Source organism: Kitasatospora sp. MAP5-34 (assembly GCF_029894335.1).
Taxonomy (GTDB): domain Bacteria; phylum Actinomycetota; class Actinomycetes; order Streptomycetales; family Streptomycetaceae; genus Kitasatospora.
Genome location: NZ_JARXZC010000021.1, coordinates 86,277 through 109,898, shown reverse-complemented (window position 1 = coordinate 109,898; position 23,622 = coordinate 86,277). Strand labels below are relative to the sequence as shown.

General features: G+C 72.2%; 21 protein-coding genes and 1 pseudogene. 7 read left to right on the top strand and 15 right to left on the bottom strand.

Going from position 1 to position 23,622, the window contains the following annotated elements:
* Positions 1 to 233: 233 nt before the first annotated feature.
* Complete coding sequence (locus tag P3T29_RS18870; RefSeq protein WP_280717669.1) at positions 234 to 650, top strand: hypothetical protein; 417 nt, start codon at positions 234 to 236, stop codon at positions 648 to 650.
* Positions 651 to 733: 83 nt separating this feature from the next.
* On the opposite strand, the pseudogene P3T29_RS18865 reads toward P3T29_RS18870, so the two are convergent.
* The 7 genes and pseudogenes from P3T29_RS18865 to P3T29_RS18835 all read right to left on the bottom strand — a co-directional run.
* Positions 734 to 1,012: pseudogene (locus P3T29_RS18865) on the bottom strand (tyrosine-type recombinase/integrase); the annotation flags it as partial.
* A 224-nt stretch (positions 1,013 to 1,236) separates the two neighbouring features.
* Entirely contained in the window at positions 1,237 to 1,791 is a 555-nt protein-coding gene (locus tag P3T29_RS18860) for a 2'-5' RNA ligase family protein (protein WP_280717668.1), read from the bottom strand.
* A complete protein-coding gene (gene trpS, locus P3T29_RS18855; protein WP_280717667.1) occupies positions 1,791 to 2,828 on the bottom strand; it encodes a tryptophan--tRNA ligase in 1,038 nt (345 codons plus the stop codon). The genes P3T29_RS18860 and trpS overlap by 1 nt, the downstream gene beginning before the upstream one ends.
* 30 nt (positions 2,829 to 2,858) lie before the next feature.
* Entirely contained in the window at positions 2,859 to 4,172 is a 1,314-nt protein-coding gene (locus P3T29_RS18850) for a hemolysin family protein (RefSeq protein ID WP_280717666.1), read from the bottom strand.
* A gap of 139 nt (positions 4,173 to 4,311) precedes the next feature.
* Positions 4,312 to 5,301, bottom strand: coding sequence for a malate dehydrogenase (locus tag P3T29_RS18845; protein WP_280717665.1), 990 nt, complete (start codon positions 5,299 to 5,301; stop codon positions 4,312 to 4,314).
* 251 nt (positions 5,302 to 5,552) lie between these two features.
* Positions 5,553 to 5,966 (bottom strand): DUF3017 domain-containing protein, encoded by a 414-nt coding sequence (locus P3T29_RS18840; protein ID WP_280717664.1) that lies wholly within the window; start codon positions 5,964 to 5,966, stop codon positions 5,553 to 5,555.
* A gap of 5 nt (positions 5,967 to 5,971) precedes the next feature.
* Positions 5,972 to 6,829: a bifunctional methylenetetrahydrofolate dehydrogenase/methenyltetrahydrofolate cyclohydrolase gene (locus P3T29_RS18835; RefSeq protein ID WP_280717663.1), complete on the bottom strand. Its 858-nt coding sequence runs from the start codon at positions 6,827 to 6,829 to the stop codon at positions 5,972 to 5,974.
* Between the two features lie 251 nt (positions 6,830 to 7,080).
* Here P3T29_RS18835 and P3T29_RS18830 point away from each other — a divergent pair, with 251 nt between their 5' ends.
* From P3T29_RS18830 to P3T29_RS18820, 3 genes are all read left to right on the top strand, one after another.
* Positions 7,081 to 7,413: a hypothetical protein gene (locus tag P3T29_RS18830; RefSeq protein ID WP_280717662.1), complete on the top strand. Its 333-nt coding sequence runs from the start codon at positions 7,081 to 7,083 to the stop codon at positions 7,411 to 7,413.
* A gap of 2 nt (positions 7,414 to 7,415) precedes the next feature.
* On the top strand, positions 7,416 to 7,841 hold the full coding sequence (locus P3T29_RS18825) for a DUF2752 domain-containing protein (protein ID WP_280717661.1): 426 nt from the start codon (positions 7,416 to 7,418) through the stop codon (positions 7,839 to 7,841).
* Between the two features lie 146 nt (positions 7,842 to 7,987).
* A complete protein-coding gene (locus P3T29_RS18820) occupies positions 7,988 to 8,671 on the top strand; it encodes an RDD family protein (RefSeq protein WP_280717660.1) in 684 nt (227 codons plus the stop codon).
* A gap of 85 nt (positions 8,672 to 8,756) precedes the next feature.
* Here P3T29_RS18820 and purH read toward each other — a convergent pair whose 3' ends face one another.
* Complete coding sequence (gene purH / locus P3T29_RS18815) at positions 8,757 to 10,340, bottom strand: bifunctional phosphoribosylaminoimidazolecarboxamide formyltransferase/IMP cyclohydrolase (protein WP_280717659.1); 1,584 nt, start codon at positions 10,338 to 10,340, stop codon at positions 8,757 to 8,759.
* Complete coding sequence (gene purN / locus P3T29_RS18810) at positions 10,337 to 10,939, bottom strand: phosphoribosylglycinamide formyltransferase (RefSeq protein ID WP_280717685.1); 603 nt, start codon at positions 10,937 to 10,939, stop codon at positions 10,337 to 10,339. Before purN ends, purH begins: the two co-directional genes overlap by 4 nt.
* A 464-nt stretch (positions 10,940 to 11,403) precedes the next feature.
* Here purN and P3T29_RS18805 point away from each other — a divergent pair, with 464 nt between their 5' ends.
* Positions 11,404 to 12,009 carry a hypothetical protein gene (locus P3T29_RS18805; protein ID WP_280717658.1) on the top strand — a complete coding sequence of 202 codons (606 nt, stop codon included), beginning with the start codon at positions 11,404 to 11,406 and terminating at the stop codon, positions 12,007 to 12,009.
* 9 nt (positions 12,010 to 12,018) lie between these two features.
* Here P3T29_RS18805 and P3T29_RS18800 read toward each other — a convergent pair whose 3' ends face one another.
* Positions 12,019 to 13,380 carry a DUF6350 family protein gene (locus P3T29_RS18800; RefSeq protein ID WP_280717657.1) on the bottom strand — a complete coding sequence of 454 codons (1,362 nt, stop codon included), beginning with the start codon at positions 13,378 to 13,380 and terminating at the stop codon, positions 12,019 to 12,021.
* 117 nt (positions 13,381 to 13,497) lie between these two features.
* Between P3T29_RS18800 and P3T29_RS18795 the strand changes: the two genes are divergently transcribed.
* Positions 13,498 to 14,640 (top strand): helix-turn-helix transcriptional regulator, encoded by a 1,143-nt coding sequence (locus P3T29_RS18795; RefSeq protein WP_280717656.1) that lies wholly within the window; start codon positions 13,498 to 13,500, stop codon positions 14,638 to 14,640.
* Between the two features lie 191 nt (positions 14,641 to 14,831).
* Here P3T29_RS18795 and sucD read toward each other — a convergent pair whose 3' ends face one another.
* From sucD to P3T29_RS18770, 5 genes are all read right to left on the bottom strand, one after another.
* On the bottom strand, positions 14,832 to 15,719 hold the full coding sequence (sucD, locus tag P3T29_RS18790; RefSeq protein WP_280717655.1) for a succinate--CoA ligase subunit alpha: 888 nt from the start codon (positions 15,717 to 15,719) through the stop codon (positions 14,832 to 14,834).
* A 15-nt stretch (positions 15,720 to 15,734) separates the two neighbouring features.
* Positions 15,735 to 16,910, bottom strand: a complete 1,176-nt coding sequence (sucC, locus tag P3T29_RS18785; RefSeq protein ID WP_280717654.1) for an ADP-forming succinate--CoA ligase subunit beta — start codon at positions 16,908 to 16,910, stop codon at positions 15,735 to 15,737.
* A gap of 399 nt (positions 16,911 to 17,309) precedes the next feature.
* Positions 17,310 to 18,485: a VWA domain-containing protein gene (locus P3T29_RS18780; protein ID WP_280717653.1), complete on the bottom strand. Its 1,176-nt coding sequence runs from the start codon at positions 18,483 to 18,485 to the stop codon at positions 17,310 to 17,312.
* Positions 18,482 to 20,800 carry a DUF5682 family protein gene (locus P3T29_RS18775; RefSeq protein WP_280717652.1) on the bottom strand — a complete coding sequence of 773 codons (2,319 nt, stop codon included), beginning with the start codon at positions 20,798 to 20,800 and terminating at the stop codon, positions 18,482 to 18,484. The genes P3T29_RS18780 and P3T29_RS18775 overlap by 4 nt, the downstream gene beginning before the upstream one ends.
* 30 nt (positions 20,801 to 20,830) lie before the next feature.
* Complete coding sequence (locus tag P3T29_RS18770) at positions 20,831 to 21,949, bottom strand: AAA family ATPase (protein WP_280717651.1); 1,119 nt, start codon at positions 21,947 to 21,949, stop codon at positions 20,831 to 20,833.
* Positions 21,950 to 22,263: 314 nt separating this feature from the next.
* Here P3T29_RS18770 and P3T29_RS18765 point away from each other — a divergent pair, with 314 nt between their 5' ends.
* Positions 22,264 to 23,589 (top strand): SWIM zinc finger family protein, encoded by a 1,326-nt coding sequence (locus P3T29_RS18765; protein WP_280717650.1) that lies wholly within the window; start codon positions 22,264 to 22,266, stop codon positions 23,587 to 23,589.
* Positions 23,590 to 23,622 lie beyond the last annotated feature (33 nt).

Below are 23,622 nucleotides of genomic sequence, written 5' to 3'. Positions count from 1 at the left end.
AACTATGATGATGAGCTCTCGGAGATCCCGTCTTCGATATCAATTTCAGCGCGAGGCGATGGTGGGTACAGCCTCGATGCCATTATCCCCAACGTCCCATGACGGATTCACTCGAGTCACTGAGTGCCCTGCTAGCGCTATGCCCACCCTCCCCGGAGGGTCGGGCGGGTGGGCAGCTGACGCAGGTCGAGGGAGAGCTAGGCAGGCGACTCCCGGATGACTACCACAGGCTCATGGAAGCCTATGGTCCTGGATGTTTCGATGAGTTCCTGTGGCTCTACGGAAGCTTTCCCGAGAACAAGAACCTGGACGTCTGGCACCGGAGCCAGAAGGTGCGAAGGGTTTTCCTGCGGTCGGCCAGCGTCAACTTGAACCTAGCCCTTGAGGGACTGGGGGCCGGTCGGCAGGATATTATTTCTTGGGGTGGGACCGATAATGGCGACATGTGCATGTGGGTGGCGGTGGGCCCTCCGGATCAGTGGCCCATTCTTGTCGTCGACGTGCGAGAGGACGTCTATCTCAGGTTTGATGGAAGCGTCACTGAATTCCTTCTCGCTTTCTTGCGGAAGGACATGGTGAGCGATATCTTTCCCGACGACTTCCCGAGCGACGACCCGGGGTTCTCCCAGAACCCCTACCGTGGCACTTAGTGGGTGACGTGTTGAATTGCGAGAGGCCCCGCCGGAATTGTTTCCGGCGGGGCCTCTTGATCGTTTGACGTCACCAGTTGACGTCAACTGGCGTGGACCAAGATCCCACTTGCGGGCGGATCGTCGTCATCGCTGCGGTCTGCAGGCTCGCTCGCGGGGGTGTGGAGTGTGTGGCCGAGGAGGTCTATGGCGTCGCGTTGGGGGCGGAGTCGGGCGTGGGTGTAGACGCTGACGCCGATATGGGCGTGGCCGAGGAGTTCCTTGATGACGACAAGTTCGACGCTCTGCTCCAGGAGAAGCGTTGCGGTCGAGTGCCGGAGGTCGTGGAATCGGATCTGGCGGAGTCCCGCTCGGCAAATGAGCGCAACCGAAGATGCCCCAGCTGACGAGCACTGAGCTCAGCCGTGGTGGCACCGCGACAGACCTCTGGGACTTGCCGACACGACGAGGGCGAGGGAAACAGTGATGGGCACCACCTCCCGCAGCCAACGCCTCGGGTGCATTCGACGTTCCCGGACGACCCAACCTCGCCATATGCCGCCTTCTCCGGCCGAACAGTACGAGGCCTGAGGGCCGGGACTCCTGCCTACGCGCCGAAGGCGTACCCGCGCCACGGCCGCCAGACCTGGTCCGGGCCGAAGCGGGAGAGGCAGAAGCCCGGGACGGGGAAGGCGGCGTGGAAGCTGCGGGCCTGCTCGTGGGCCTGGTCGAGGGTGTCCTCGGCGAGGCCGTGGGCGACCGTCACGTGCGGGTGGTACGGGAAGGCCAGCTCGCGGGCGAGTGGGCCGGAGCGGATGGCGGCTTCCAGTGCGCGGCACTCCTGCGCGCCCTCCTCCACCCGGACGAAGACCACCGGGGAGACCGGCCGGAAGGTGCCGCTGCCCTGCAGCAGCATTCGGAAGGTCCGGTGCTCGGCTGCCACAGCCGTCAGGTGGGTCTCGATCCGGGGCAGCAGACCGGCCGCGATCTCGGTGGGCGGCAGTAGCGTCACGTGGGTGGGTATCGAGCGGGCGAGCGGGTCGCCGTGGCCGGCCCGGGCGTCCTGGATGGCCGTGCCGAACGGTTCCGGGACGGATATGGACACGCCGATGGTGACGGCCTCGGGGAGGTCGCCACCATCGGGGGACACGGTCAGCGGCATCAGCGCTTCGGCGCCAGGAAGCCGATGCGGTCGTAGACGGTCGCCAGCGTCTCGGAGGCGACCTCGCGGGCCTTCTCCGCGCCGAGGCCGAGCACCCGGTCGAGTTCCGCCGGGTCGTCCAGGTAGGACTTGGTCCGCTCCTGGAAGGGCGTGACCCACTCGGCGAAGAGCTCGGCCAGCTCGGTCTTGAGAGCGCCGTACATCTTGCCCTCGAAGTGTGCGACCAGCTGCTCGATCGACTGCCCGCTGAGCGCGGAGTGGATGCGCAGCAGGTTGGAGACGCCGGCCTTGTTCTCCTCGTCGTAGGAGACCACCGTGTCGGTGTCGGTCACGGCGCTCTTGAACTTCTTGGCGCTGACCTTGGGCTCGTCCAGCAGGCTGACCAGGCCCTTGGGCGAAGAGGCCGACTTGCTCATCTTCGACGTCGGGTCCTGGAGGTCGAAGATCTTGGCCGTCTCCTTGAGGATGTACGGCTTCGGCACGGTGAAGGTGGGGGCGTAGCGGGTGTTGAAGCGCTCGGCGAGGTCGCGGGTGAGCTCGACGTGCTGGCGCTGGTCCTCGCCGACCGGGACGGCGTCCGCCTGGTAGAGCAGGATGTCGGCGATCTGCAGGATCGGGTAGGTGAAGAGGCCGACCGAGGTGCGGTCGCTGCCCTGCTTGCTGGACTTGTCCTTGAACTGCGTCATCCGGGCGGCCTCGCCGAAGCCGGTCATGCAGTTCATCACCCAGCCGAGCTGGGCGTGCTCGGGCACGTGCGACTGGACGAAGAGCGTGCAGCGCTCCGGGTCCAGGCCGGCGCCGAGCAGCTGGGCCACCGAGATCCGGGTGTTCTCCCGCAGGGTCGCCGGATCCTGCTCCACGGTGATCGCGTGCAGGTCGACCACCATGTAGAAGGCGTCGTTCTGCTCCTGGAGGTCCACCCACTGGCGCACCGCGCCGAGGTAGTTGCCCAGATGGAACGAGCCCGAGGTGGGCTGGATACCCGAGAGCACCCGGGGACGGTCCTTTGCCGGACCAGTGACCGCTGCGTTGACCATGGGCGCCATTGTTCCAGCTTCCCCGACCGCTCAGGAAACGACTTCGCCAGGAGGATCGTCCAGTGTGACGGCACTCACCCTGATGCGTTCGATCCGGCGGCCGTCCAACAGGGCGACGGTCAGCAGCACCCCGTCCTCGGTGGCGACCTGGTCACCGGCCTCCGGCAGCCGTCCGAGCGCGCTCACCACGTACCCGGCGACGGTCTCGTACGGGCCCTCGGGCAGGGTGACGCCGGTCTCCTCGGTGAAGTCGGAGAGGTTGAGCAGCCCGTCGATCTCCATCCCGCCACCGGCCAGCCGGCGGGTGGCGGTGGTGTCCTGGGCGTCGTACTCGTCCCGGATCTCGCCGATCACCTCCTCGACCAGGTCCTCCAGCGTGACGATGCCCGCCGTGCCGCCGTACTCGTCCACGATCATCGCCAGGTGGTGGCCCTCGCGGCGCATCTCGCCCATCGCCTCCAACACCCGCTTGGTGGACGGCAGCAGCTTGACCGGCCGGGCGATGTCCCGGACCCGGACGGCCTGTTCGCCGCGTGAGCCGTACAGGTCGCGGACGTGCACGAAGCCGACCACGGCGTCGTACGAGCCCTCGACCACCGGGTAGCGGGAGTGCGGGGAGGTGCTGGTCTCCTCGCGGACGGCGGTGAGCGGCTGGTCGGCGTCCAGGAAGGTGACCTCGGTACGCGGCACCATCACCTCGCGCAGCTGGCGCTCACCGGCCGCGAAGACGTCGGCGATCAGGGCGCGTTCGTCGCTGCTCAACTCGGTGTTGGTGGCGACCAGACCGCGCAGCTCCTCCGAACTCATCGTCCCCCGGCCCGCCTTGGGGTCGCCGCCGAACAACCGGACCATCAGGTTGGTCGAGTGCCCGAGCAGCCAGATCACCGGGCGCAGCACCACCGACATCACGTCGACCACGGGCGCGGCGAGCACCGCGATGGAGTCGGCGCGCTGGAGGCCGATCCGCTTGGGCGTCAGCTCGCCGAGGACCAGCGAGACGTAGCTGATGACGAGGGTGAGCCCGACCAGCGCGACGGCGTCCGCGACACCGGAGGAGAGCCCGGCCCGGACGAAGACCGGCGAGAGTTTGCCCGCGAGGGTGTCCGCGCCGAAGGCGGCGGAGAGGAAGCCCATACAGGTGACGCCGACCTGGACGGCCGCCAGGAAGCGGTTCGGGTCGGCGGCGAGATGGGCGGCCCGCGACGCGCCCCTGGTGCCCCTGGCCTCCAGCGCGCGGATCTGTCCCTCCCGCAGCGAGATCAGCGAGATCTCGGCGATGTTGAAGAGTCCGCCCAGCAGGATGAAGACGAGGACCAGCGCGGCGTCCCGGAGGGTTTCGTTCACGGTGGGTCAGTGTACGGCGGCGGCCAGGAGCCCCTCTGCCGGTGAACCAACAGGGGCGCGGGGAACTGCGCGAAATCGGAAGGCAACAACCTGCACTCTTCCGCCTCGCCCAGTCCCCCGCGCCCCCGGGTCAGCAGGCTCAGATCAGGCCGAGCTCGGCCACCGCGTCGCGCTCCTCGACCAGCTCGGCGACCGAGGCGTCGATCCGGGCGCGGGAGAAGTCGGAGATCTCCAGGCCCTGGACGATCTCGAACTTGCCGTCCTTGGTGGTGACCGGGAAGGACGAGATGATGCCGGCCGGGACGCCGTAGGAGCCGTCGGAGACGATGCCCATGGAGGTCCAGTCACCCTCGGCGGTGCCGTTGACCCAGGTGTGGACGTGGTCGATGGCGGCGTTGGCGGCCGAGGCGGCGGAGGAGGCGCCACGGGCCTCGATGATGGCCGCGCCGCGCTTGGCGACGGTCGGGATGAAGTCCTTCTCCAGCCAGGTCTGGTCGGCGATCAGCTCGGCGGCGTTCTTGCCGGCGACCTCGGCGTGGAAGATGTCCGGGTACTGGGTGGCCGAGTGGTTGCCCCAGATCGTCAGCTTCTTGATGTCGTTGACGGTGACGCCGGTCTTCTTGGCCAGCTGCGCGATGGCGCGGTTGTGGTCCAGGCGGGTCATCGCGGTGAAGCGGTCGGCCGGGACGTCGGGGGCGTTGCGCTGGGCGATCAGGGCGTTGGTGTTCGCCGGGTTGCCGACCACCAGGACCTTGATGTCGTCGGCCGCGTTGTCGTTGATGGCCTTGCCCTGCGGGCCGAAGATGCCACCGTTGGCCTGCAGCAGGTCGCCGCGCTCCATGCCCGCGGTACGCGGACGGGCGCCGACCAGCAGCGCGACGTTGGCACCGTTGAAGGCGGCGTCGCGGTCGTCGGTGATGGTGATGTCGCGCAGCAGCGGGAAGGCGCAGTCGTCGAGCTCCATCGCGGTGCCCTCGGCGGCCTTGAGGCCCTGCGGGATCTCCAGCAGACGGAGGTTCACCGGGACGTCCGCACCGAGCAGGTGGCCCGAGGCGATGCGGAAGAGCAGCGCGTAGCCGATCTGGCCGGCCGCGCCGGTGACGGTGACGTTGACGGGGGTGCGAGTCATTTTTGTCTACTCCAGCGATCGCCAGGTGCCACGCTCCAGGCACGCTCGACGAGCCGGAGCCGAGGACGGTCTCTCGACGTCGAGAGACCCGGCTCAGGCTATCGCAAGCCGGGCGTCCGCACTGCCCCGGGACATGGCTGGTATGTCACAACGATGCCCTGTCCACAGACTGTGGACAGGGCACTCGCCGTTTGCGGGCCGGGCGGGTCGAGCTGATCGGTCGGTCCAAGTGTCGGCTCAGTGGTGCCGGCTCAGTGGTGCTGGCCGCCCACGAGCTGCCCGATGTTGTCCAGTAGCGACAGCTGGAGCCACGGATCGGGCTGCGCCACCAGCGTGAGCAGCACGATGGAGCCGCCCAGGACGGCCAGCACGCTGACGTCCGTGAAGCGGCTGCGCACCGCGAGCAGGCCGACCTCCGGCAGGACCAGCCGCAGGACGGCGCCGAGCAGCGGCGCGGCGCCGACGGTCAGCAGGCCGGTCTTGAAGTCGCCGAACCAGGTGATGGCGAGTCCGATCCCCGCCACCGCCAGGACCAGCGTTATCGGCCACTGCCGGACCGGCAGGGCGTGGCTCCGGCCCAACGCCGCCGCCGAACCCTCCGGCGGCAGCGTGCCCGTGGTGCTGACCGGCCGGCGGCGCGACCGGGTCATGCGTACTGCTGCCATCGGGGCTACTGGGCGGCGCGGCGCTCGGCCGCCTCGACGATGTTGTTGAGCAGCATCGCGCGGGTCATCGGGCCGACCCCGCCGGGGTTCGGCGAGATCCACGCGGCGACCTCGGCGACGCCTGGGTCGACGTCCCCGACGATCTTGCCCTCGCCGTCCCGGCTGACGCCGACGTCCAGCACGGCCGCGCCGGGCTTGACGTCCTCCGGCTTGACCAGGTGGCCGACGCCTGCGGCGGCCACGATGATGTCGGCCCGCCGCAGGTGCGCGGAGAGGTCACGGGTGCCGGTGTGGCAGAGCGTGACGGTGGCGTTCTCGGACCGGCGGGTGAGCAGCAGGCCGATCGAGCGGCCGACGGTGACGCCACGGCCGACCACGACCACGTCGGCGCCGTCGATCTTGACGTCGTGCCGGCGGAGCAGCTCGATGATGCCGTACGGGGTGCAGGGCAGCGGGCCCTGGATGCCGAGCGCCAGGCGGCCGAGCGAGGTGGGGTGCAGGCCGTCGGCGTCCTTGTCCGGGTCCATCAGCTCCAGGACGGGGTTGGCGTCCAGGCCCTTGGGCAGCGGCAGCTGGACGATGTAGCCGGTGCAGGTCGGGTCGGCGTTGAGCTCGCGGACGACGTCCTCCACCTCCTGCTGGGTCGCGGTGGCGGGCAGCTCGCGCTGGATGGAGGCGATGCCGACCTCGGCGCAGTCCTTGTGCTTGCCGTTGACGTACCAACGGCTGCCCGGGTCGTCGCCGACCAGAACGGTGCCGAGACCGGGGACGATGCCCCGCTCCTTGAGGGCCGCCACGCGGACGGCGAGTTCGGATTTGATCGCGGCCGCAGTGGCCTTGCCATCGAGAATCTGGGCAGTCATGGGCCCATTCTCCTGGATCGGGCGTCGTGCCCGTGTCAGAGGCGGCCCCGGGTTGCGGTTGCGCCACAGTTGCGGCTGCCGCTGCGCCGCAACTGGACACGGCCGGGCGGTCCGGATGACGATATGCCGAGCGTAATCGCCGCCGCTCGGCCCCCGATGACAGGCTGTCGGGCCCGGCGCGGGGGTAAACACGGGGGAAGACAGTGAGCAATCCGTACCAGACACAGCCGCCTGATCCGTACGGCGGCGGCATGGCTGTACCGCACCAGCAGGCCCCGCAGCAGCCGTACCCTCCGCAGCCCGGCCAGGGTTACGGCTACGGCCACCCACAGCAACCGCATCCCGCGCCGCCGAACTCGTACGCGACCGCCTCGGTGGTGCTCGGCTTCCTCGCCGTCCTGTTCTCCTGCGTCTACGGCGGCTTCCTCGGCCTGATCGGCCTGGGCGTCGGCATCGCCGGACTGAACCGCTCGGCGGCCACCGGCGTCGGCCGGAACGCGTCGATCGGCGGGGTCGCGCTCAACACCCTGGCCCTGCTGATCACGATCGCCATGGTCGTCCTCCTCGCCACGGTGTCGAAGTAGCCATGGGTACCGACACGATGAACGTTCTGACGTCCCGTTGGCGCCGCTCGGCGGACACCACCCAGGGCGCGGTCCTGCGGGTGTTCGCGCGGGTGGGCGCGAGCGTGCTGGCCGCCGTCGCGGTGGCCCGGCTGCACGACGCGCACGACCCAGGGGCGCTCTGCATGCTGCGGCGGTTCACCGGCATCCCGTGCCCGGCCTGCGGCTGCACCACGATCTTCATCGAGGCGGGCCACGGGCACTTCGGGGCCGCCCTGGCGGCGAACCCGGTGGCGGTGGTGGCCGGCCTCGGTCTGCTGCTCGCCCCGCTCGGGCCCGGGCGGTGGTGGTGGGAGCTGCCGACCGTCCGCCGGAACACCGTACTCGGGGTCGTGTTAACGCTCTCGTGGGCCTGGCAGTTGCACCGATACGGCTTCCTGCCCTTCTGAGCAGCGCACCCCACCGTTCGAGAACCGGCGCCCCACCGTCGGTCCGGTCCGCTAGTCTCCCACCCGGTCGGCACGCTCAACTGCCCGTCCGCCCCAGGATTTTCCTGTATCCGTCCCGTACTGTCCCATCCTGCCCGGAGGCACCGATGAGCTACCCGCCCGACCCGAACAACCCCTACGGCCAGCAGCCGCCCCAGCAGCCGCAGCAGCCCGGCTACGGCTACCCGCAGCAGACCCCGCCGCCCGCCCCGGGCTACGGCTACCCGCAGCAGCCCCCGGTCGGCTACGGCGCCCCGCAGGGCGGCGGCTACGGCGCCCCGCCGCAGCCCGGCCCGTACGGCAACGCCGCGCAGGTCCAGCAGTTCTACGCCGGCTGGGGTTCGCGCGTCGCCGCCTTCCTCATCGACGGTCTGATCGTCGGTGTGCCGGTCAGCATCCTGTACGGCATCGCTCTCGGCATCGGTGGCAGCACGCCCACCTGTGTGACCGACCCGAACACCTTCCAGAGCACCTGCACCGGCGGTGGCATATCCGGCGCCGGCCTGGCCGTCATGGGCGTCGCCTGGCTGCTCGGCCTCATCGGCGGCCTCTTCCTGCTCTACCAGGAGGGCACCACCGGGCAGACCCCCGGCAAGAAGCTGGTCAACATCCGCGTGCTGCGGGAGTCCGACGGCCAGCCGCTCGGCTTCGGCATGGCGTTCGTGCGCCGGCTCTGCCACATCCTGGACGAGTTCGTCTGCTGCCTCGGCTTCCTGTGGCCGCTCTGGGACGCCAAGAAGCAGACCTTCGCGGACAAGATCGTCAGCTCCGTGGTCGTCAAGTCCCAGTGATCTGACCGGCCGTGACGCCGAGGGCCCGCACGCCGTCCTTCCGGACGGGGTGCGGGCCCTCGGTGCTACCAGGCCCGCTACCGGATCAGTGGAAGAAGTGCCGCGTCCCGGTGAAGTACATCGTCACCCCGGCCTTGGCAGCAGCCGCGATCACCTCTTCGTCGCGGATCGAACCGCCGGGCTGGACCACGGCCTTGACGCCGCCGTCGAGCAGGATCTGCAGACCGTCCGCGAACGGGAAGAACGCGTCGGACGCCGCGTACGAGCCCTGGGCCCGCTCGCCGGCCCGCTCGACCGCGAGCTTCGCCGAGTCGACCCGGTTCACCTGGCCCATGCCGACGCCGACCGAGGCACCGCCCTTGGCCAGCAGGATCGCGTTCGACTTGACGGCCCGGCAGGCCCGCCAGGCGAAGGCCAGCTCGGCCAGCTCGGCGTCCGACAGGACGTCACCGGTGGCCAGCGTCCAGGTCCCCGGGTCGTCGCCCTCGGCGTGGATCCGGTCCGTCTCCTGCAGCAGCACACCGCCGGAGACCGGGCGGGCCTCCCGGCGGTTGCACGGGGCGTCGGGGGCGCGCAGCACCCGGAGGTTCTTCTTCCGGGCCAGCACCTCGACGGCGCCGTCCTCGTACGCCGGGGCGACGACGACCTCGGTGAAGATCGGGGCGATCTGCTCGGCCAGCGCGACGGTGACCGGGCGGTTGACCGCGATCACGCCGCCGTAGGCGGAGAGCGGGTCGCAGGCGTGCGCCTTGGCGTGCGCCTCCACGACGTCCGCGCCGGTGGCGATGCCGCACGGGTTGGCGTGCTTGATGATCGCGACGGCCGGCTCGGCGTGGTCGTAGGCGGCGCGGCGGGCGGCGTCGGTGTCGACGTAGTTGTTGTACGACATCTCCTTGCCGTGCAGCTGCTCGGCGCCCGCGAGGCCGCCGCTGCCGTCGGAGTAGAGTGCCGCGCTCTGGTGCGGGTTCTCGCCGTAGCGGAGCACGTTCTGCCGCTCGTACGTGGCGCCGATGAAGGCCGGGAAGGCCTCCTCGGTCTCGGTGTAGCCCGAGGCCTCGAACCAGGACGCCACGGCGACGTCGTACGCGGCGGTGTGCGCGAAGGCGGCACCGGCCAGGCGCTTACGGGTCAGCAGGTCGAAGCCGCCCTCCTTGACCGCGTCCAGCACGTCCGCGTAGCGGGCCGGGTCGACCACGACGGCGACCGAGGGGTGGTTCTTGGCGGCGGCGCGGACCATCGACGGGCCGCCGATGTCGATCTGCTCGACGCACTCGTCCGGCGTGGCGCCGGAGGCGACGGTGGCCTTGAACGGGTAGAGGTTCACCACGACCAGGTCGAAGGGCTCGATGCCCAGCTCGGCCAGCTGCGCGCGGTGCGACTCGAGGCGCAGGTCGGCGAGGACACCGGCGTGCACGCGGGGGTGCAGCGTCTTCACGCGCCCGTCCAGGCACTCCGGGAAGCCGGTGAGCTCGGAGACCTCGGTCACCGGGACGCCGGCGGCGGCGATCCGGCCGGCCGTGGAGCCGGTCGAGACCAGCTCGACCCCGGCGGCGTGCAGGCCCTGGGCCAGCTCCTCCAGGCCGGTCTTGTCGTACACGCTGACCAGCGCGCGGCGGATCGGGCGGATGTCCTCGGAGACGGGGGGCGTGGTGCTGGCGGCGGCGCTCATGCCGGGATCCGTACCTTTCGGTCTTCAATTCGGTGGCCTTCGCGGGCCAGCCGGCCCACGACGTCGACGAGCAACTGGCGCTCGACTGTCTTGATGCGCTCGTGCAGCGCGTCGCCGCCATCGGCGTGGTCGGCGTCGGTGACCTCGACGACGCCCTGCGCGATGATCGGCCCGGTGTCCACTCCGGCGTCGACCAGGTGGACGGTGCAGCCGGTGACCTTCACCCCGTACGCGAGCGCGTCGGTGACACCGTGCGCGCCGGGGAAGGCGGGCAGCAGGGCGGGGTGGGTGTTGACGATCCGGCCGGCGAAGGCGGCGATGAACTCGGGGCCGAGGATCTTCATGAAACCGGCGGTGACCACCAGGTCGGGTTCGTACCCCTGGACCGCCCCGGTGAGCGCGCGGTCCCAGTCGGCGCGGTCGGGGAAGTCCTTCACCCGGTGGACGAAGCTCGGCAGGCCCGCCCGCTCGGCCCGCTCCAGACCGGCGATACCGTCCCGGTCGGCGCCGACGGCGACGATCACGGCACCGTAGGCGGGGTCGGCGGTGGCGTCGATCAGGGCCTGCAGGTTGGTGCCGGAGCCGGAGACCAGGACCATGAGTCTGGCCGGGCCTGGCGTACGGGGCGGAAAGGCTTGGGCGGGGGCGGCTGCCACTGCTCGGATTCTCCGTATGTTGTTTGCGCGCCCGCTGGTACGTCCACCGTCGGTGGGGCCACTACGGGGCGGCGGCAGGTCTGGCGGGTGGGACACGCAGGGGCTTGCGCTGCGCTGCGGGCCCCTGGAACCGTGATGAGCTGCTGACCATGACCACGATAACGGCTGGTCGGAGACGTCCCGTACCCGTCTTGGGGCGCTACGCGCGTAGTTGAGATACGGATCTCCCCGGCCCCCGAAAGCAGGGGCCCGCCCCCGGACGGGCAGGGCGGCGCGGAGCCCGGACGGACCTGCGGGATCATTGACCCGCGGGACGCCGGAGGGCGGGCCCCGGCGAGGCGGCGCGAGCCGTACCGATCCGCGACCGACCCGCGTCGACAGAGCGACAGAGAAGGAACGGCAGACCGATGAGCAGCGGCGACAACACCGGTGAGCGCAACCCCTTCGCGCCGCCGCCTGCGGATGCCCCCGACCAGCCCTGGCAGCCGCGCCTCCCGCAGCAACCCCCGGCCGACGGCCCCGCCGACGACGAGCGCCCCCAGGTGCCGCCGCCCTGGAGCCCCGGCCACCAGGGCGGCGGCTGGTCCGGCCCGCAACAGCCCGCCCCGCAGCCCAAGTTCGACCCGAACGACCCCGTCCAGCGCCGCGCCCGGTATGCCCTGAGCGCGGGCATGGCCGGCCTGTTCTGCGTGGTCACCGGCATCCCGTACGTCGCGCTGCTGCTCGGCGCGCTCGCCCTGTACTGGGGCGTCAGTGCCCTGCGGGCACCCCGTACGACGGAGGACGGCGCCACGCCCGCGCCGAACGTCCGCCCGCAGACCCCGGCCGCCATCGGCGGGCTGGTCACCGGCGCCGTGGCGGTCTTCTTCGTACTGGGCTTCCTCGGGATGAACGCCTACTACGGCGACTACGTGAGCTGCGTGAACGACGCCCCCACGGCGGAGGCCCAGCAGGGCTGCAGCCACCTCGGCCCGAAGTTCCTGGTCGACCTGTACAGCAGCGCGGGGCAGTAGCCGATCGGGCTAGGTCCGGCCACGCCACCACGCGAGTGGCGACGGCAGGTCGGCGGCCCAGGTCAGCAGGCGGTGGAGTGCCACCCGGGCACCGGCCGTGCGGCGGACGGCCCGGGTGGTGAGCCGGCTCCACCAGGACGGGGCGCCGGCCCGGGCGAGCCACCACCGGACCAGGGTCGCTCCCGGTACGGTCACCGCAGCCAGCCAGGCGGCCACGGCGAGTCCCGCCTGCCAGGGCACCGGCCCGAGTCCGGACATCCGGCCGGCGGCCAGCGCGCCGCCGGCCAGCCAGGCGCAGAGCGCGGCTCCCGCGCCCGCCAGCAGCGCGGCCCCGAGCGCGGCGAACACGGTGGCCGCCGGGTGCCAGGGCGGGCCGCTCCGCTCGCCACGCCCGCCCGCCGCCCGGCCGAGCAGGACGGCGGGCACCAGGCCCGCCAGCAGCGGCAGCCCGCAGGCCGCCAGCTGCCAGCCGGGCCCGCCGGGCCCGGGCAGCAGCGCGAACAGCGGGAAGTCCGGCAGCGCGCCGAGCCGCACCCCGCCCGGTGCCACCACCGTGCCCGTGCCCACCTCGAAGCCCGTACCGAGCGCGTACGCCGCCGCCCAGAGCACCGCGTTGGGCAGCAGCAGCGAGCAGGCGAGCAGCAGCCCGGCGAAGCCCGCCACCCCGCCGCCCAAGCCCTGGACGGACCGCCCGGCCGCCCCCGCGCCCACCAGCACGGCGACCGTCAGCAGCAGCCCACCCGCCGCCACCAGGCCCGCCGCGCCCGCACCGGCGGCCCGCCGGACCACCCGGCCGCCGTCCACCGGCCGGGCCCACCCCGGCACCCGCCCGACCCACCCCGGCAGCGGCGGGCTCCACGCTCCGGCCACCGACCGGAAGCCCGCGCCGAGCGCAGCCGCCACCAGCCCGGCCACCGCCAGCAGGTCGAGCACCGGCCGGGCCCGCAGCACTCCGTCGGCGCCGCAGTCGGCGACGGCCAGCGCCACGACGGCCAGATAGCCGGCGCCCACGCTCAGCGCGGCGCGCCAGGTGGTGCGGTCACGCTGTCCGAGGCGGGCGCCGGTACGGAACAGCAGGGCTGCGGTGAACGCCATCGGCAGCAGCGGGGTCACCGTCACCGGGGCGGCCGACTCCCCCCGGACGAGCGGCCCGCCGTGCCCGAGCAGCCAGAGCGCGCAGGCGAGGCGTCCGGCCCCGGCGGCCGTGTCGTCGGCGTACGGGGTGAGCACCCAGAGCCCGAGCACCGGCACGGCGATCAGCGCGAGGGTGAGCAGCGCCGCCCGGACACCGGTCAGCACATCGGCGAGAACCGAACGAGCACCCAGCTCGCCCGGCAGGCCCAGAGTCGGACGGCCCATCAGCTGCGTCATGGGCCTCATGCTCCCAAGATCACCCGTTGTGCCCCGTGAAGAGGCGAATTTCCGCCGTGTCCCGGATTATTCGTTTATGTGCCTACTGCTGTCCCACTACAGCGAACGGGTGACCTGGTGACCACACCCACAACGGCGCCCACCCATCCACAGTCCGCCTGTTCGCAACCGTCGGACGCGCGCCTCGCCGACCGTCGACTGCGCGGGCTTCTCCGGCTGCTGACACCCCGTGAGGCCCAGCTGCTGACCCGCCTCGCGGCGGGCGAGTCCATCGACACGACCGCCCGGGCCCTCGGCCTCACCCCCGGGACGGCCCGCGCCCAGCTGCACCGGGCGATGCGGAAACTCGGCGTACGGACCCGCGCGGACGCCGTCGCGGTCTCGGGCCTGCTCAGCCCGGCTCCCCCGGCTCCGCCTGCGCTGGTACGCGCAGACGTGTTCGGCGAGCTGTGCTCCACCGCGTACACCCGTCTCGTGCAGCAGACCTTCCTGCTCACCGCCCGCCGCCGGCGGGCCGTGCACTGCGTGCGCCGTGCGCTCGCCGCCGCCTCGCGACGCCGGCGCGAGGTGTCCGCGCTGGCCGACCCGGAGGCGTGGGTCCGGGCGTACGCCTTCGAGGCGGCCCTGTCGCCGTGGCGCCGGGGCGGCCCCCGGCGGGCCCACCTGCTGCGGCTGCCGCGCCGTCGGATCAGGGTCCGTCCGGTGACGGAGCCCGACCACGGCGGGCTGACCCGCCGCGACCGGGCGCTGCTCAGGGCGCTCCGGCGGCTGCCCCGACCGCAGCGGCGGGCGCTGGTGCTGCACGACGCGCTCGGCCTGCCGGCCGCCGAGGTGGCGGTGGAGGTGGAGTCGGGTACGGCGGCGGCCGAGGGCCGGGTACGGGCGGCCCGGGCGGCACTGGCCCGTTCGGTACCGGACCTGGTGGGCCCCGACCCGCAGGCGCCCGGCTTCGGCGCCCGGCTCAGCGAGCTGCTGCACCGGGCGGCGGTACGCGGCTGCCCGGCGCCCCGGCGGCCCGTACCGGTCCTGCTCCGGGTCACCGGACGGCTGCGCGCCGGGCTGGTCACCGGCGCGGCCGGGCTGCTGACGTTGGCGACGGGCGCGGCCATCGTCGGCACGCTGGCGGGCAACGGCCCGGCGGACTACTTCCACCCCGCACCCGCCCTGCCACCGCTCTGCTCCACGGCCACCACCGGCAGCGCGGGCCCGGCTGCGCCGGGGGGCTTGCCGGGGGTGCGGAGCGCCTGGTGCCACCCGTAAGCCTGGACGGGGGCGCGGGGAGCTGAGCAGAGTCGGAAGAGTGCAGACCGTCGCCTTCCGGTTTCGCGCACGCAGTTGATCAAGCGAGGGCCCGCGCCCCTGTTGTGGCTGAGCGAGTACCTGCGGGAACGCGGCAGCGCCACCTCCCCGGAGGGAAGTGGCGCTGCTGACCGGCTGAGGAGCTACAAGGCTTAGAGGGCCTCGAAGAGCACGCGGGCCAGGCGGGCGGTCTCGGACGGCGTCTTGCCGACCTTGACACCGGCGGCCTCGAGGGCCTCCTTCTTCGCCTGCGCGGTGCCCGAGGAGCCGGAGACGATGGCGCCGGCGTGGCCCATGGTCTTGCCCTCGGGGGCGGTGAAGCCCGCGACGTAGCCGACGACCGGCTTGGTGACGTGCTCGGCGATGTAGGCCGCCGCACGCTCCTCGGCGTCGCCGCCGATCTCGCCGATCATGACGATGATCTTGGTCTCCGGGTCCGCCTCGAACGCCGCGAGGGCGTCGATGTGCGTGGTGCCGATGACCGGGTCGCCGCCGATGCCCACGGCCGAGGAGAAGCCGAGGTCACGCAGCTCGTACATGAGCTGGTAGGTCAGGGTGCCGGACTTGGACACCAGACCGATCGGGCCCGTGGTGGTGATGTCCGCCGGGATGATGCCCGCGTTGGACTGTCCGGGGGAGATCAGGCCGGGGCAGTTCGGGCCGATGATCCGGGTCTTGCTGCCCTTGGAACCGGCGTACGCCCAGAAGGCGGCCGAGTCGTGGACCGGGACACCCTCGGTGATGACGACCGCGAGGCCGATCTCCGCGTCGATCGCCTCGACGACGGCGTCCTTGGTGAACTTCGGCGGCACGAAGATGACGGTGACATCGGCACCGGTCTCCTTCATGGCCTCGGCGACGGAGCCGAAGACGGCGACGTCGGTGCCGTCGACGTCAACCGTGGTGCCGGCCTTGCGCGGGTTCACGCCGCCGACGATCTGGGTGCCCGAGGCGAGCATCCGGCGGGTGTGCTTCATACCCTCGGAGCCGGTCATGCCCTGGACGATGACCTTGCTGTCCTTGGTAAGGAAGATAGCCATGGTTTAGTCCCTTCCTTACTTGGCGTTGGCCAGCTCGGCGGCGCGCTCAGCGGCGCCGTCCATGGTGTCCACCTGCTCGACGAGCGGGTGGTTGGCGTCGGTCAGGATCTTGCGACCCAGCTCGGCGTTGTTGCCGTCGAGGCGGACGACGAGGGGCTTGGTGACGGCCTCGCCCTTCTCCTCGAGCAGCGCGAGCGCCTGCACGATGCCGTTGGCGACCGCGTCACAAGCGGTGATGCCACCGAAGACGTTGACGAAGACCGACTTGACGTCGGGGTCGCCCAGAATGATCTCCAGGCCGTTCGCCATCACCTCGGCGGACGCGCCGCCGCCGATGTCGAGGAAGTTGGCGGGCTTCACGTTGCCGTGCGCCTCACCGGCGTACGCGACCACGTCGAGGGTGCTCATGACGAGACCCGCGCCGTTGCCGATGATGCCGACCTCACCGTCGAGCTTGACGTAGTTCAGGCCCTTGGCCTTCGCCGCCGCCTCGAGGGGGTTGGCCGCGGCCTTGTCCTCGAGCTCCTCGTGGTGGGGCTGACGGAACTCGGCGTTCTCGTCCAGCGAGACCTTGCCGTCGAGCGCGATGATCTTGCCGTCGCCGGACTTGATCAGCGGGTTGACCTCGACGAGGAGCGCGTCCTCGGCGATGAAGACCTTCCACAGCTTCTGCAGAACGTCGGCCACCTGGTCGGCGATCTCGGCCGGGAACTTCGCGGCCGCGACGATCTCGGCGGCCTTCTCCGGGGTGCAGCCCTCGTTGGCGTCGACCGGGATCTTGGCGAGCGCGTCGGGGTTCTCCTCGGCGACGACCTCGATCTCCACGCCGCCCTCGACGCTGGCCATCGCCAGGAAGGTGCGGTTGGTGCGGTCCAGCAGGAACGAGACGTAGTACTCGTCCTTGATGTCCGCGGTCTGGGCCAGCATCACCTTGTGAACGGTGTGGCCCTTGATGTCCATACCGAGGATCGCCTCGGCCTTGGCGACAGCGTCGGCCGGGTCGGCGGCGAGCTTGACGCCACCGGCCTTGCCTCGGCCACCGACCTTCACCTGAGCCTTGACGACGGCGCGTCCGCCGAAGCGCTCGGCGATGGCGCGAGCGGCTTCAGGGGTTTCGATGACATCGCCGTCAAGCACGGGCACGCCGTGCTTGGCGAAGAGGTCCCTCGCCTGGTACTCGAACAGGTCCACGTGTGTTCGTCCTTGTTCGTGGTCGCGGATTGTGTCTCTACGAGCGTGCCACGGCAGGATCTTCGCTGCGGGTCGTCGAGGCGGTGCAGGTACGCAGAGTTTGTAGCCTTGCGGCCCACACAGCCACGGGCGCACACGTCAATCAACACGCGCGTCACGTCCGTCTGGCAGGTTATCCCCGCCCGGCGGGACTGTTTCGCCCGGAGCCCGGTCCGCTTTGGTGAGAACCGTCACAACGGGCGCGGCCGAGCGTGTCGCACGCCCTGTGCATTCGCACGGACGGGTGAAGCACTCAGGCACCCGATCAGCCAGAGACAGGGGCGCGGGGCACTGCGCGAGGCGGTAGGTGCAGCGCCGTCACTTCCGATTTCGCGCAGTTCCTCGCGCCCCTGTCTCTGGCTAGCCGATTGCGTCAGGTACCGGGAGAGGACGCTTCTCGATCGCGGCGGCCATGATGTCCGGGAAGGCGTCCGGGGTACAGGCGAAGGCGGGCGCGCCGAGCGCGGCCAGCGCCGCCGCGTGGGCGTGGTCGTAGGCCGGGGCGCCCTCGTCGGAGAGCGCGAGCAGGGCGATGAACTGCACACCCGCCGCCTTCATCGCCGCCACCCGTTTGAGCATCTCGTCGCGGATGCCGCCCTCGTAGAGGTCGCTGATCAGCACCACGACGGTCTCGGCCGGCCGGGTGATCTTCGACTGGCAGTAGGCGAGCGCCCGGTTGATGTCCGTACCGCCGCCGAGCTGGGTGGCGAACAGGACGTCAACCGGGTCGGTCAGCTGCTCGGTGAGGTCGACCACGGAGGTGTCGAAGACCACCAGCCGGGTGTCCAGCGCCTTCATCGAGGCGAGTACCGCGCCGAACACCGCCGAATGGACGACGGAGGGCGCCATCGAGCCGGACTGGTCGATGCAGAGGATGACGTCCTTCTTCACCGCGTTCTGGGCCCGGGCGTAGCCGATCAGGCGTTCGGGGACGACCGTACCCTGCCCGTCCGGCCCGGCCTCGGGCAGGTAGTTCTTCAGGTTGGCCCGGATGGTGCGGTCCCAGTCGATGTCGCGGTGGCGCGGCCGGTCGACCCTGGCGCTGCGGTCGAGCGCGCCGCCAATGGTGGCCCGGGTGCGGTCGGCGAGGCGGCGCTCCAGCTCGGCGACCACCTTGCCGACCACCGCGCGGGCCGTCTCGCGGGTGGTCTCGGGCAGCGCGTGCTTGAGCGAGAGCAGCGTGCCGACCAGGTGCACGTCCGCCTCGACGGCCTCCAGCATCTCGGGTTCGAGCAGCAGCCGGTCCAGCCCGAGGCGGGAGATGGCGTCCTGCTGCATCAGCCGGACCACGGAGGTCGGGAAGTACTCCCGGATGTCGCCGAGCCAGCGGGCCACCTGCGGCGCCGAGCCGCCCAGACCGGCGCTGCGCGGGCCTCCGGCCCGGCCCGTCTCGCCAGCGCCCCGGTAGAGGGCGGCGAGGGCGCCGTCCATCGCGGCGTCGCGGCCGGTGAGCCCGCACCCGGTGCCGTCCACCTCGCCGCCGAGCACGAGCCGCCAGCGGCGCAGCCGGTCGGTCTCCAACTGAGGGGTGGTCACGAGGCGCTCCTTCGGTCGGGCTGACGGTGGATTCGGGCGGACCCGGCTGCCGGGAGGCCGAGCAGCAGCGTGAGGGTCGGCAGGACGGCGTCTGCCCGTACCTGGTCGAGCGCGGTGGCCGGCGCCGTGGGTACGGCGGCCGCCCCGAGCGGACCGGCGGCGACGCGCTCGCCGACCGTGCGCCGGACGCCCGCCTCCAGGCCGGAGAACGTCCGCCGCAGCAGCGGCAGTACGTCGGTGAACACCTCCCCCGGCACGCCGGTGAGCCACTCGTCCAGCAGGCCGAGCAGGCGGGGGTCGTGCAGCAGCAGGGCGCCGCCACCGGCCAGGAAGCCCTCCACCCAGCCCGCCGCGTCCGCCGGGGCGCTGGCCATCGAGAGGACCAGGCCCAGCCGGCGGCCCGCCTCCTCGGAGTCGAGGCGCCCGTCGTCCAGCAGCAGGCGGACGGCCCGGCCGCGCAGCAGGCCGGGGACACCGGTGGCCGGACCGGCCGAGGGCTCGCGCCGGGCGAGCGACTGCAGCGTCGCCGCCCAGCGGTCGGCCAGCGGGTCCGCGGCCTCCGTGCCCTGCTCCGACGGCGTGCCCTGTTCCAACAGGGTGATCGCAGCGTGCACGCCGTCCACGTGCGCCCGCATCGCGGTGGCACCGTCGGCGTCCAGCCCGGTGCAGGCGGGTGGCAGCCCGACGCAGATCCGCTCGGCCAGCCCGCGCGCCACGCCGTCCAGCGCGGAGCCGTCGGTGCCGCGTACGTCGCCGTAGCGCAGTGCCCGGACCAGGGCCGGGAGCGCGCGGGCCAGCTGGGCGACGTCGGTGTCCAGGGCCGCGCGGTCGGCCAGCACCCGCATCACGGGCGGCAGGGCGGCGGGCAGCCCGGCGAGCAGGCAGCGCTCGGCGAGGCCGGTGAGTTCGGACAGCTCGCGGGTGGCGAGGGCCGTCTCGACGGCCTTGCCGGTGGCCGCGTCCTCGACCGTGCTGCCCCACTGGGCGGCCTCGACGATCCGGACGGCGAACTCCGGGTCCCAGCGCAGGCGCCAGCTCTCCCGGAACGTACCGGTGGAGTTGACGGCGGACCGGCTCGGCGTGCCCCACGCGATGCCGAGCAGCCGGAGGCGGTGCAGCAGGAGGGAGCGGGAGGTGTCCAGCTCCTTGCGGAGGTCGAGAGCGAGCTCGCGCTCGGCTGCCTCCGGCTTGAGGCGCAGGCTGCGCTGGAGCCGGACGATATCGCGTTGCAACGGCACGGCCGGGGCCGACTCGGGGACCTCGCCGAGGGCGTCGCCGACCACCAGCCGGTCGTGCACGAGGGCGAGTGCGACGTCGGAGCCGTCGCACATCACGGACCGGACGGCGTCCAGCGTCTCCGTCAGCCCGGCGAGCGGGCGCCCGCGCATGACGCCGAGCGTGCGGGCCAGCCGGACGGCCTCGATGACGTGCGCGGACGAGACCGGGTGGTCCTCGGCACGGAGCAGCGCGGCGGCCTTCGTCAGCCAGCGGGCCAGCGGCTCGTCGTCGGTGCTGGTGAACAGGTGGTGGTACCAGCCGGGCGAGTCGATGCCGGCGCCGTAGCCGGTGTGCTGGGAGAGCCTGCGGTGCGTCCACGGCACCCAGGTGATCTCCGTCCGCACCTTCTTGGGCAGCTCCGCCAGCAGCGCCCGGTCGTGCGCGACCGTCGGCATGCTCGCCAACGCCGGGACGTGCCAGGCGCCGCAGACCACGGCGATCCGCGCGTGCCCGGCCCGGCGGGCGGCCCGGACCTGCTGGCGCATGTACGCCTCGCGCAGTTCGTCCCGGCGGTTGTTGCCGTCCAGTTCGCGCAGTGCCGTCATCGCCTCGGCGACGGCCGCGAACGGCGCGAGGGCGTCGGCGCCGGCTTCGGTGTCAGGGGTGCGGTGCTCGACCACGTCCTCCCACCAGCGTTCGGCGTCGTCGTGCCCGGCCGCCTCGGCGAGCGCGCCGATCGGGTCCTTCGGAGCCCCGCTGTCAGGCTCCTGGACGGCCACCAGGGACTGGGACGCGGGCAGGTCGATGAAGCGGACGGGGAGTTCGCGCTCGACCGCGTACCGGATCGCCACCCACTCCGGCGAGAAGGCGGCGAACGGCCAGAACGCGGCCTTCGCCGGGTCGTCCACGACGTGGGCGAGCAGGGCGACGGGCGGCGCCATGTCCTTCTCCCCGGCCAGTGCGACGATCCCGTCGGCCTCCGGCGGGCCCTCGATCAGCACCACGTCCGGCTGGAGCTGCGCCAGCGCGGCGCCCACCGCACGGGCCGAACCGGGCCCGTGGTGCCGGACGCCCAGCAGGGTCACCTCTGCGCCCATGGCAACTCTCCCTTCTCAACTATGCCTGTCTCAGCGGGAGTTCTCGCGGGCGGCGCGGTAGAAGTCCTTCCAACCGTCCCGCTCGCGGAGCACCCCCTCGACGTACTCGCGCCAGACCAGCTGGTCGGCGACCGGGTCACGGAGGACGGCCCCGGCGATGCCGGTGGTGACGTCCCCCGCGCGCAGCACGCCGTCGCCGAAGTGGGTGGCCAGCGCGAGGCCGTTGGTGACCACGGAGATGGCCTCGGCGGTCGACAGCGTCCCGCTGGGGGTCTTGACCTTCGTCCGGCCGTCCGTGGTGATGCCGTCGCGCAGCTCACGGAAGACCGTGACGACGCGGCGGATCTCCTCGGCGCCGCCCGGGAGTTCGGGCAGGTCGAGGGAGCGGCCGAGTTGGTTGACCCGGCGGGTGACGATGTCGACCTCGTCGTCCAGCGAGCCCGGCAGCGGCAGCACGACAGTGTTGAAGCGTCGGCGCAGCGCACTGGAGAGCTCGTTGACGCCCCGGTCGCGGTCGTTGGCGGTGGCTATCAGGTTGAAGCCGCGCACGGCCTGGGTCTCGTCGCCGAGTTCGGGGATCGGCAGGGTCTTCTCGGAGAGGATGGTGATCAGGCCGTCCTGGACGTCGGCCGGGATGCGGGTCAGCTCCTCGACCCGGGCGATCTTGCCGTCGGCCATCGCCCGCATCACCGGCGAGGGCACCAGCGCGTCCCGGCTCGGGCCGTGGGCGAGCAGCTGGGCGTAGTTCCACCCGTACCGGACGGCCTCCTCCGGCGTGCCGGCGGTGCCCTGGACGAGCAGCGTGGAGTCGCCGCTGATCGCGGCCGCGAGGTGCTCGGACACCCAGGTCTTCGCGGTGCCGGGCACGCCGAGCAGCAGCAGCGCGCGGTCGGTGGCCAGCGTGGTGACGGCGACCTCGACGATCCGGCGCGGGCCGATGTACTTGGGCGTGATCACCGTCCCGTCGGGCAGCTCGCCGCCCAGCAGGTACGTCGCCACGGCCCACGGCGAGAGCAGCCAGCGCTCGGGGCGCGGCCGGTCGTCCTGAGCCGCGAGGGCGGCCAGCTCGGCGGCGAAGGCGTCCTCGGCGTGCTCGCGGAGAACCTCACGCGGAGCTTCGCTCGCAAGTTCACTCGTAAGGGTGGTCATCGGGGGCTCCTTCGGGTCGGCCACCGGGCACAGCTGTCGCAGGGCCACAGGCGGTTGAGGGGGCGTGGGAGCGTCGGCGCAGACGTCGTACCAGCGGAAACAGGCCCGTTCCCGGCCTGCTCGAACAACCATGCCGCACCCCACTGACAATCCGGTCGCCCTGGATGACCACTCGTCAGCAACCACAACAGGGGCACGGGGAACTGCGCGAAATCGGTAGGCAACGACCTGCGCCCTACCGCCTTCGTACAGTGCCTCGCGCCCCTGTCGTACAACTGGCTCACCTGTCAGTGCCCGCGCCTAGCGTCGTCGGCATGGAGGAACGCTGGAGCACCGAACACGTCCTGTCCCTCGCGCCCGACCAGGCGTCGGCCAAGGCGGCGGGCAAGCTGTCCGCGCCCGCACCCTGGTCCGGTACGGGCTGCGGGCAGGGCGCGCTGTGGGGGCTGTGCAAGGGCAGCGGGAGCACCCCGTACCGGACGGTCGTCGAGCTGGCGACACCTGCGTACAAGTGCAGCTGCCCCAGCCGGAAGTTCCCGTGCAAGCACGCGCTGGGCCTGCTCCTGCTGTGGAGCGGCGGCCCGGAGGCGGTGGCCGACGGCGCCGAGCCGCCCGGGTGGGCCGCCGACTGGCTGAAGGGCCGCCGGCAGAGCGAGGGGCGCCGGACGGCGAAGGCCGAGGGGGTCACCGCCGACCCGGCCGCAGCGAAGCGCCGGGCGGAGCGACGGTCCGCCAGGGTCGCGGCGGGAGCGCTGGAGCTGCGGCTCCGGCTCGCCGACCGGGTACGGCACGGCCTGGCCGACCAGGCGTCCGTGGCCGGCGGCTGGGACGAGGTCGCGGCCCGGATGGTCGACGCCCAGGCACCCGGGCTCGCCGCACGCGTAAGGGAGTTGGACACCATGCCGCAGGACGATCAGCTCACCGAGTACGCCCTGCTGCACCTGCTGGCCGGCGCGTACGGCCGGATCGGCGAGCTGCCCGAGCCGCTCGCGGCGACGGTCCGGGCCAGGGTCGGCTTCACCACCGAGACCGCCGAGCTGCTGGCCGGTCCGACGGTACGGGACCGCTGGCTGGTGCTGGGCAGCCGTACCGTCGCGCCCGATGGCGCCGACGGCGGGCTGACGACCCGTCGAATCTGGCTGCGCGGCGCCAAGACCGGCCGCCCGGCGCTGCTGCTCGCCTTCGGCCGTCCCGGGCAGGCGCCGGACCTGGCGCTGCCCACCGGCCGCCTGCTGGAGGCCGAGCTGGCCTTCCATCCGGGCGCCCGCCCGCTCCGCGCCGTCCTCGGCACCCGGTACGGCGCGCCGGAGCCGGGCGCCGGGGAGGCTCCCGCCGGGCTCACCCCCGAGGAGGCGGTCGCCGGGTACGGCGCGGCGCTCGCGGACGACCCCTGGCTGGAGTCCTGGCCGACGGTGCTGACCGGGGTGGTACCCGTCCTCGGGCCGGACGGCTGGCGGCTGACGGACGGCCGGCACAGTCTCCCCGTCCGGCGCGGCAGCGTCCCCGAGGCCGCCCTGTGGCGGCTCGCCGCCGTCTCGGCGGGCCACCCGGTGACGCTCTTCGGCGAGTACGGGCACGCGGGCTTCGCCCCTGTCACCGCCTGGAGCCCGGACGGCCGCCCGACGGGGGTGGCGCAGTGAACCGCACCGCGGTGACCCCCACCACTGACGAAG

Excerpts from the sequence above, each read along its gene's own strand:
- trpS (WP_280717667.1), bottom strand. The coding sequence starts at position 2,828 with ATGGTCAACGCAGCGGTCACTGGTCCGGCAAAGGACCGTCCCCGGGTG.
- sucD (WP_280717655.1), bottom strand. The coding sequence starts at position 15,719 with ATGGCTATCTTCCTTACCAAGGACAGCAAGGTCATCGTCCAGGGCATG.
- P3T29_RS18830 (WP_280717662.1), top strand. The coding sequence starts at position 7,081 with ATGGCTGTACCGCACCAGCAGGCCCCGCAGCAGCCGTACCCTCCGCAG.
- P3T29_RS18870 (WP_280717669.1), top strand. The coding sequence starts at position 234 with ATGGAAGCCTATGGTCCTGGATGTTTCGATGAGTTCCTGTGGCTCTAC.
- P3T29_RS18800 (WP_280717657.1), bottom strand. The coding sequence starts at position 13,380 with ATGACGCAGCTGATGGGCCGTCCGACTCTGGGCCTGCCGGGCGAGCTG.
- P3T29_RS18825 (WP_280717661.1), top strand. The coding sequence starts at position 7,416 with ATGGGTACCGACACGATGAACGTTCTGACGTCCCGTTGGCGCCGCTCG.
- purN (WP_280717685.1), bottom strand. The coding sequence starts at position 10,939 with ATGGTCCTGGTCTCCGGCTCCGGCACCAACCTGCAGGCCCTGATCGAC.
- P3T29_RS18845 (WP_280717665.1), bottom strand. The coding sequence starts at position 5,301 with ATGACTCGCACCCCCGTCAACGTCACCGTCACCGGCGCGGCCGGCCAG.
- P3T29_RS18805 (WP_280717658.1), top strand. The coding sequence starts at position 11,404 with ATGAGCAGCGGCGACAACACCGGTGAGCGCAACCCCTTCGCGCCGCCG.
- P3T29_RS18835 (WP_280717663.1), bottom strand. The coding sequence starts at position 6,829 with ATGACTGCCCAGATTCTCGATGGCAAGGCCACTGCGGCCGCGATCAAA.
- P3T29_RS18775 (WP_280717652.1), bottom strand. The coding sequence starts at position 20,800 with ATGGGCGCAGAGGTGACCCTGCTGGGCGTCCGGCACCACGGGCCCGGT.
- P3T29_RS18770 (WP_280717651.1), bottom strand. The coding sequence starts at position 21,949 with ATGACCACCCTTACGAGTGAACTTGCGAGCGAAGCTCCGCGTGAGGTT.
- P3T29_RS18765 (WP_280717650.1), top strand. The coding sequence starts at position 22,264 with ATGGAGGAACGCTGGAGCACCGAACACGTCCTGTCCCTCGCGCCCGAC.
- P3T29_RS18820 (WP_280717660.1), top strand. The coding sequence starts at position 7,988 with ATGAGCTACCCGCCCGACCCGAACAACCCCTACGGCCAGCAGCCGCCC.
- P3T29_RS18840 (WP_280717664.1), bottom strand. The coding sequence starts at position 5,966 with ATGGCAGCAGTACGCATGACCCGGTCGCGCCGCCGGCCGGTCAGCACC.
- purH (WP_280717659.1), bottom strand. The coding sequence starts at position 10,340 with ATGAGCGCCGCCGCCAGCACCACGCCCCCCGTCTCCGAGGACATCCGC.
- P3T29_RS18860 (WP_280717668.1), bottom strand. The coding sequence starts at position 1,791 with ATGCCGCTGACCGTGTCCCCCGATGGTGGCGACCTCCCCGAGGCCGTC.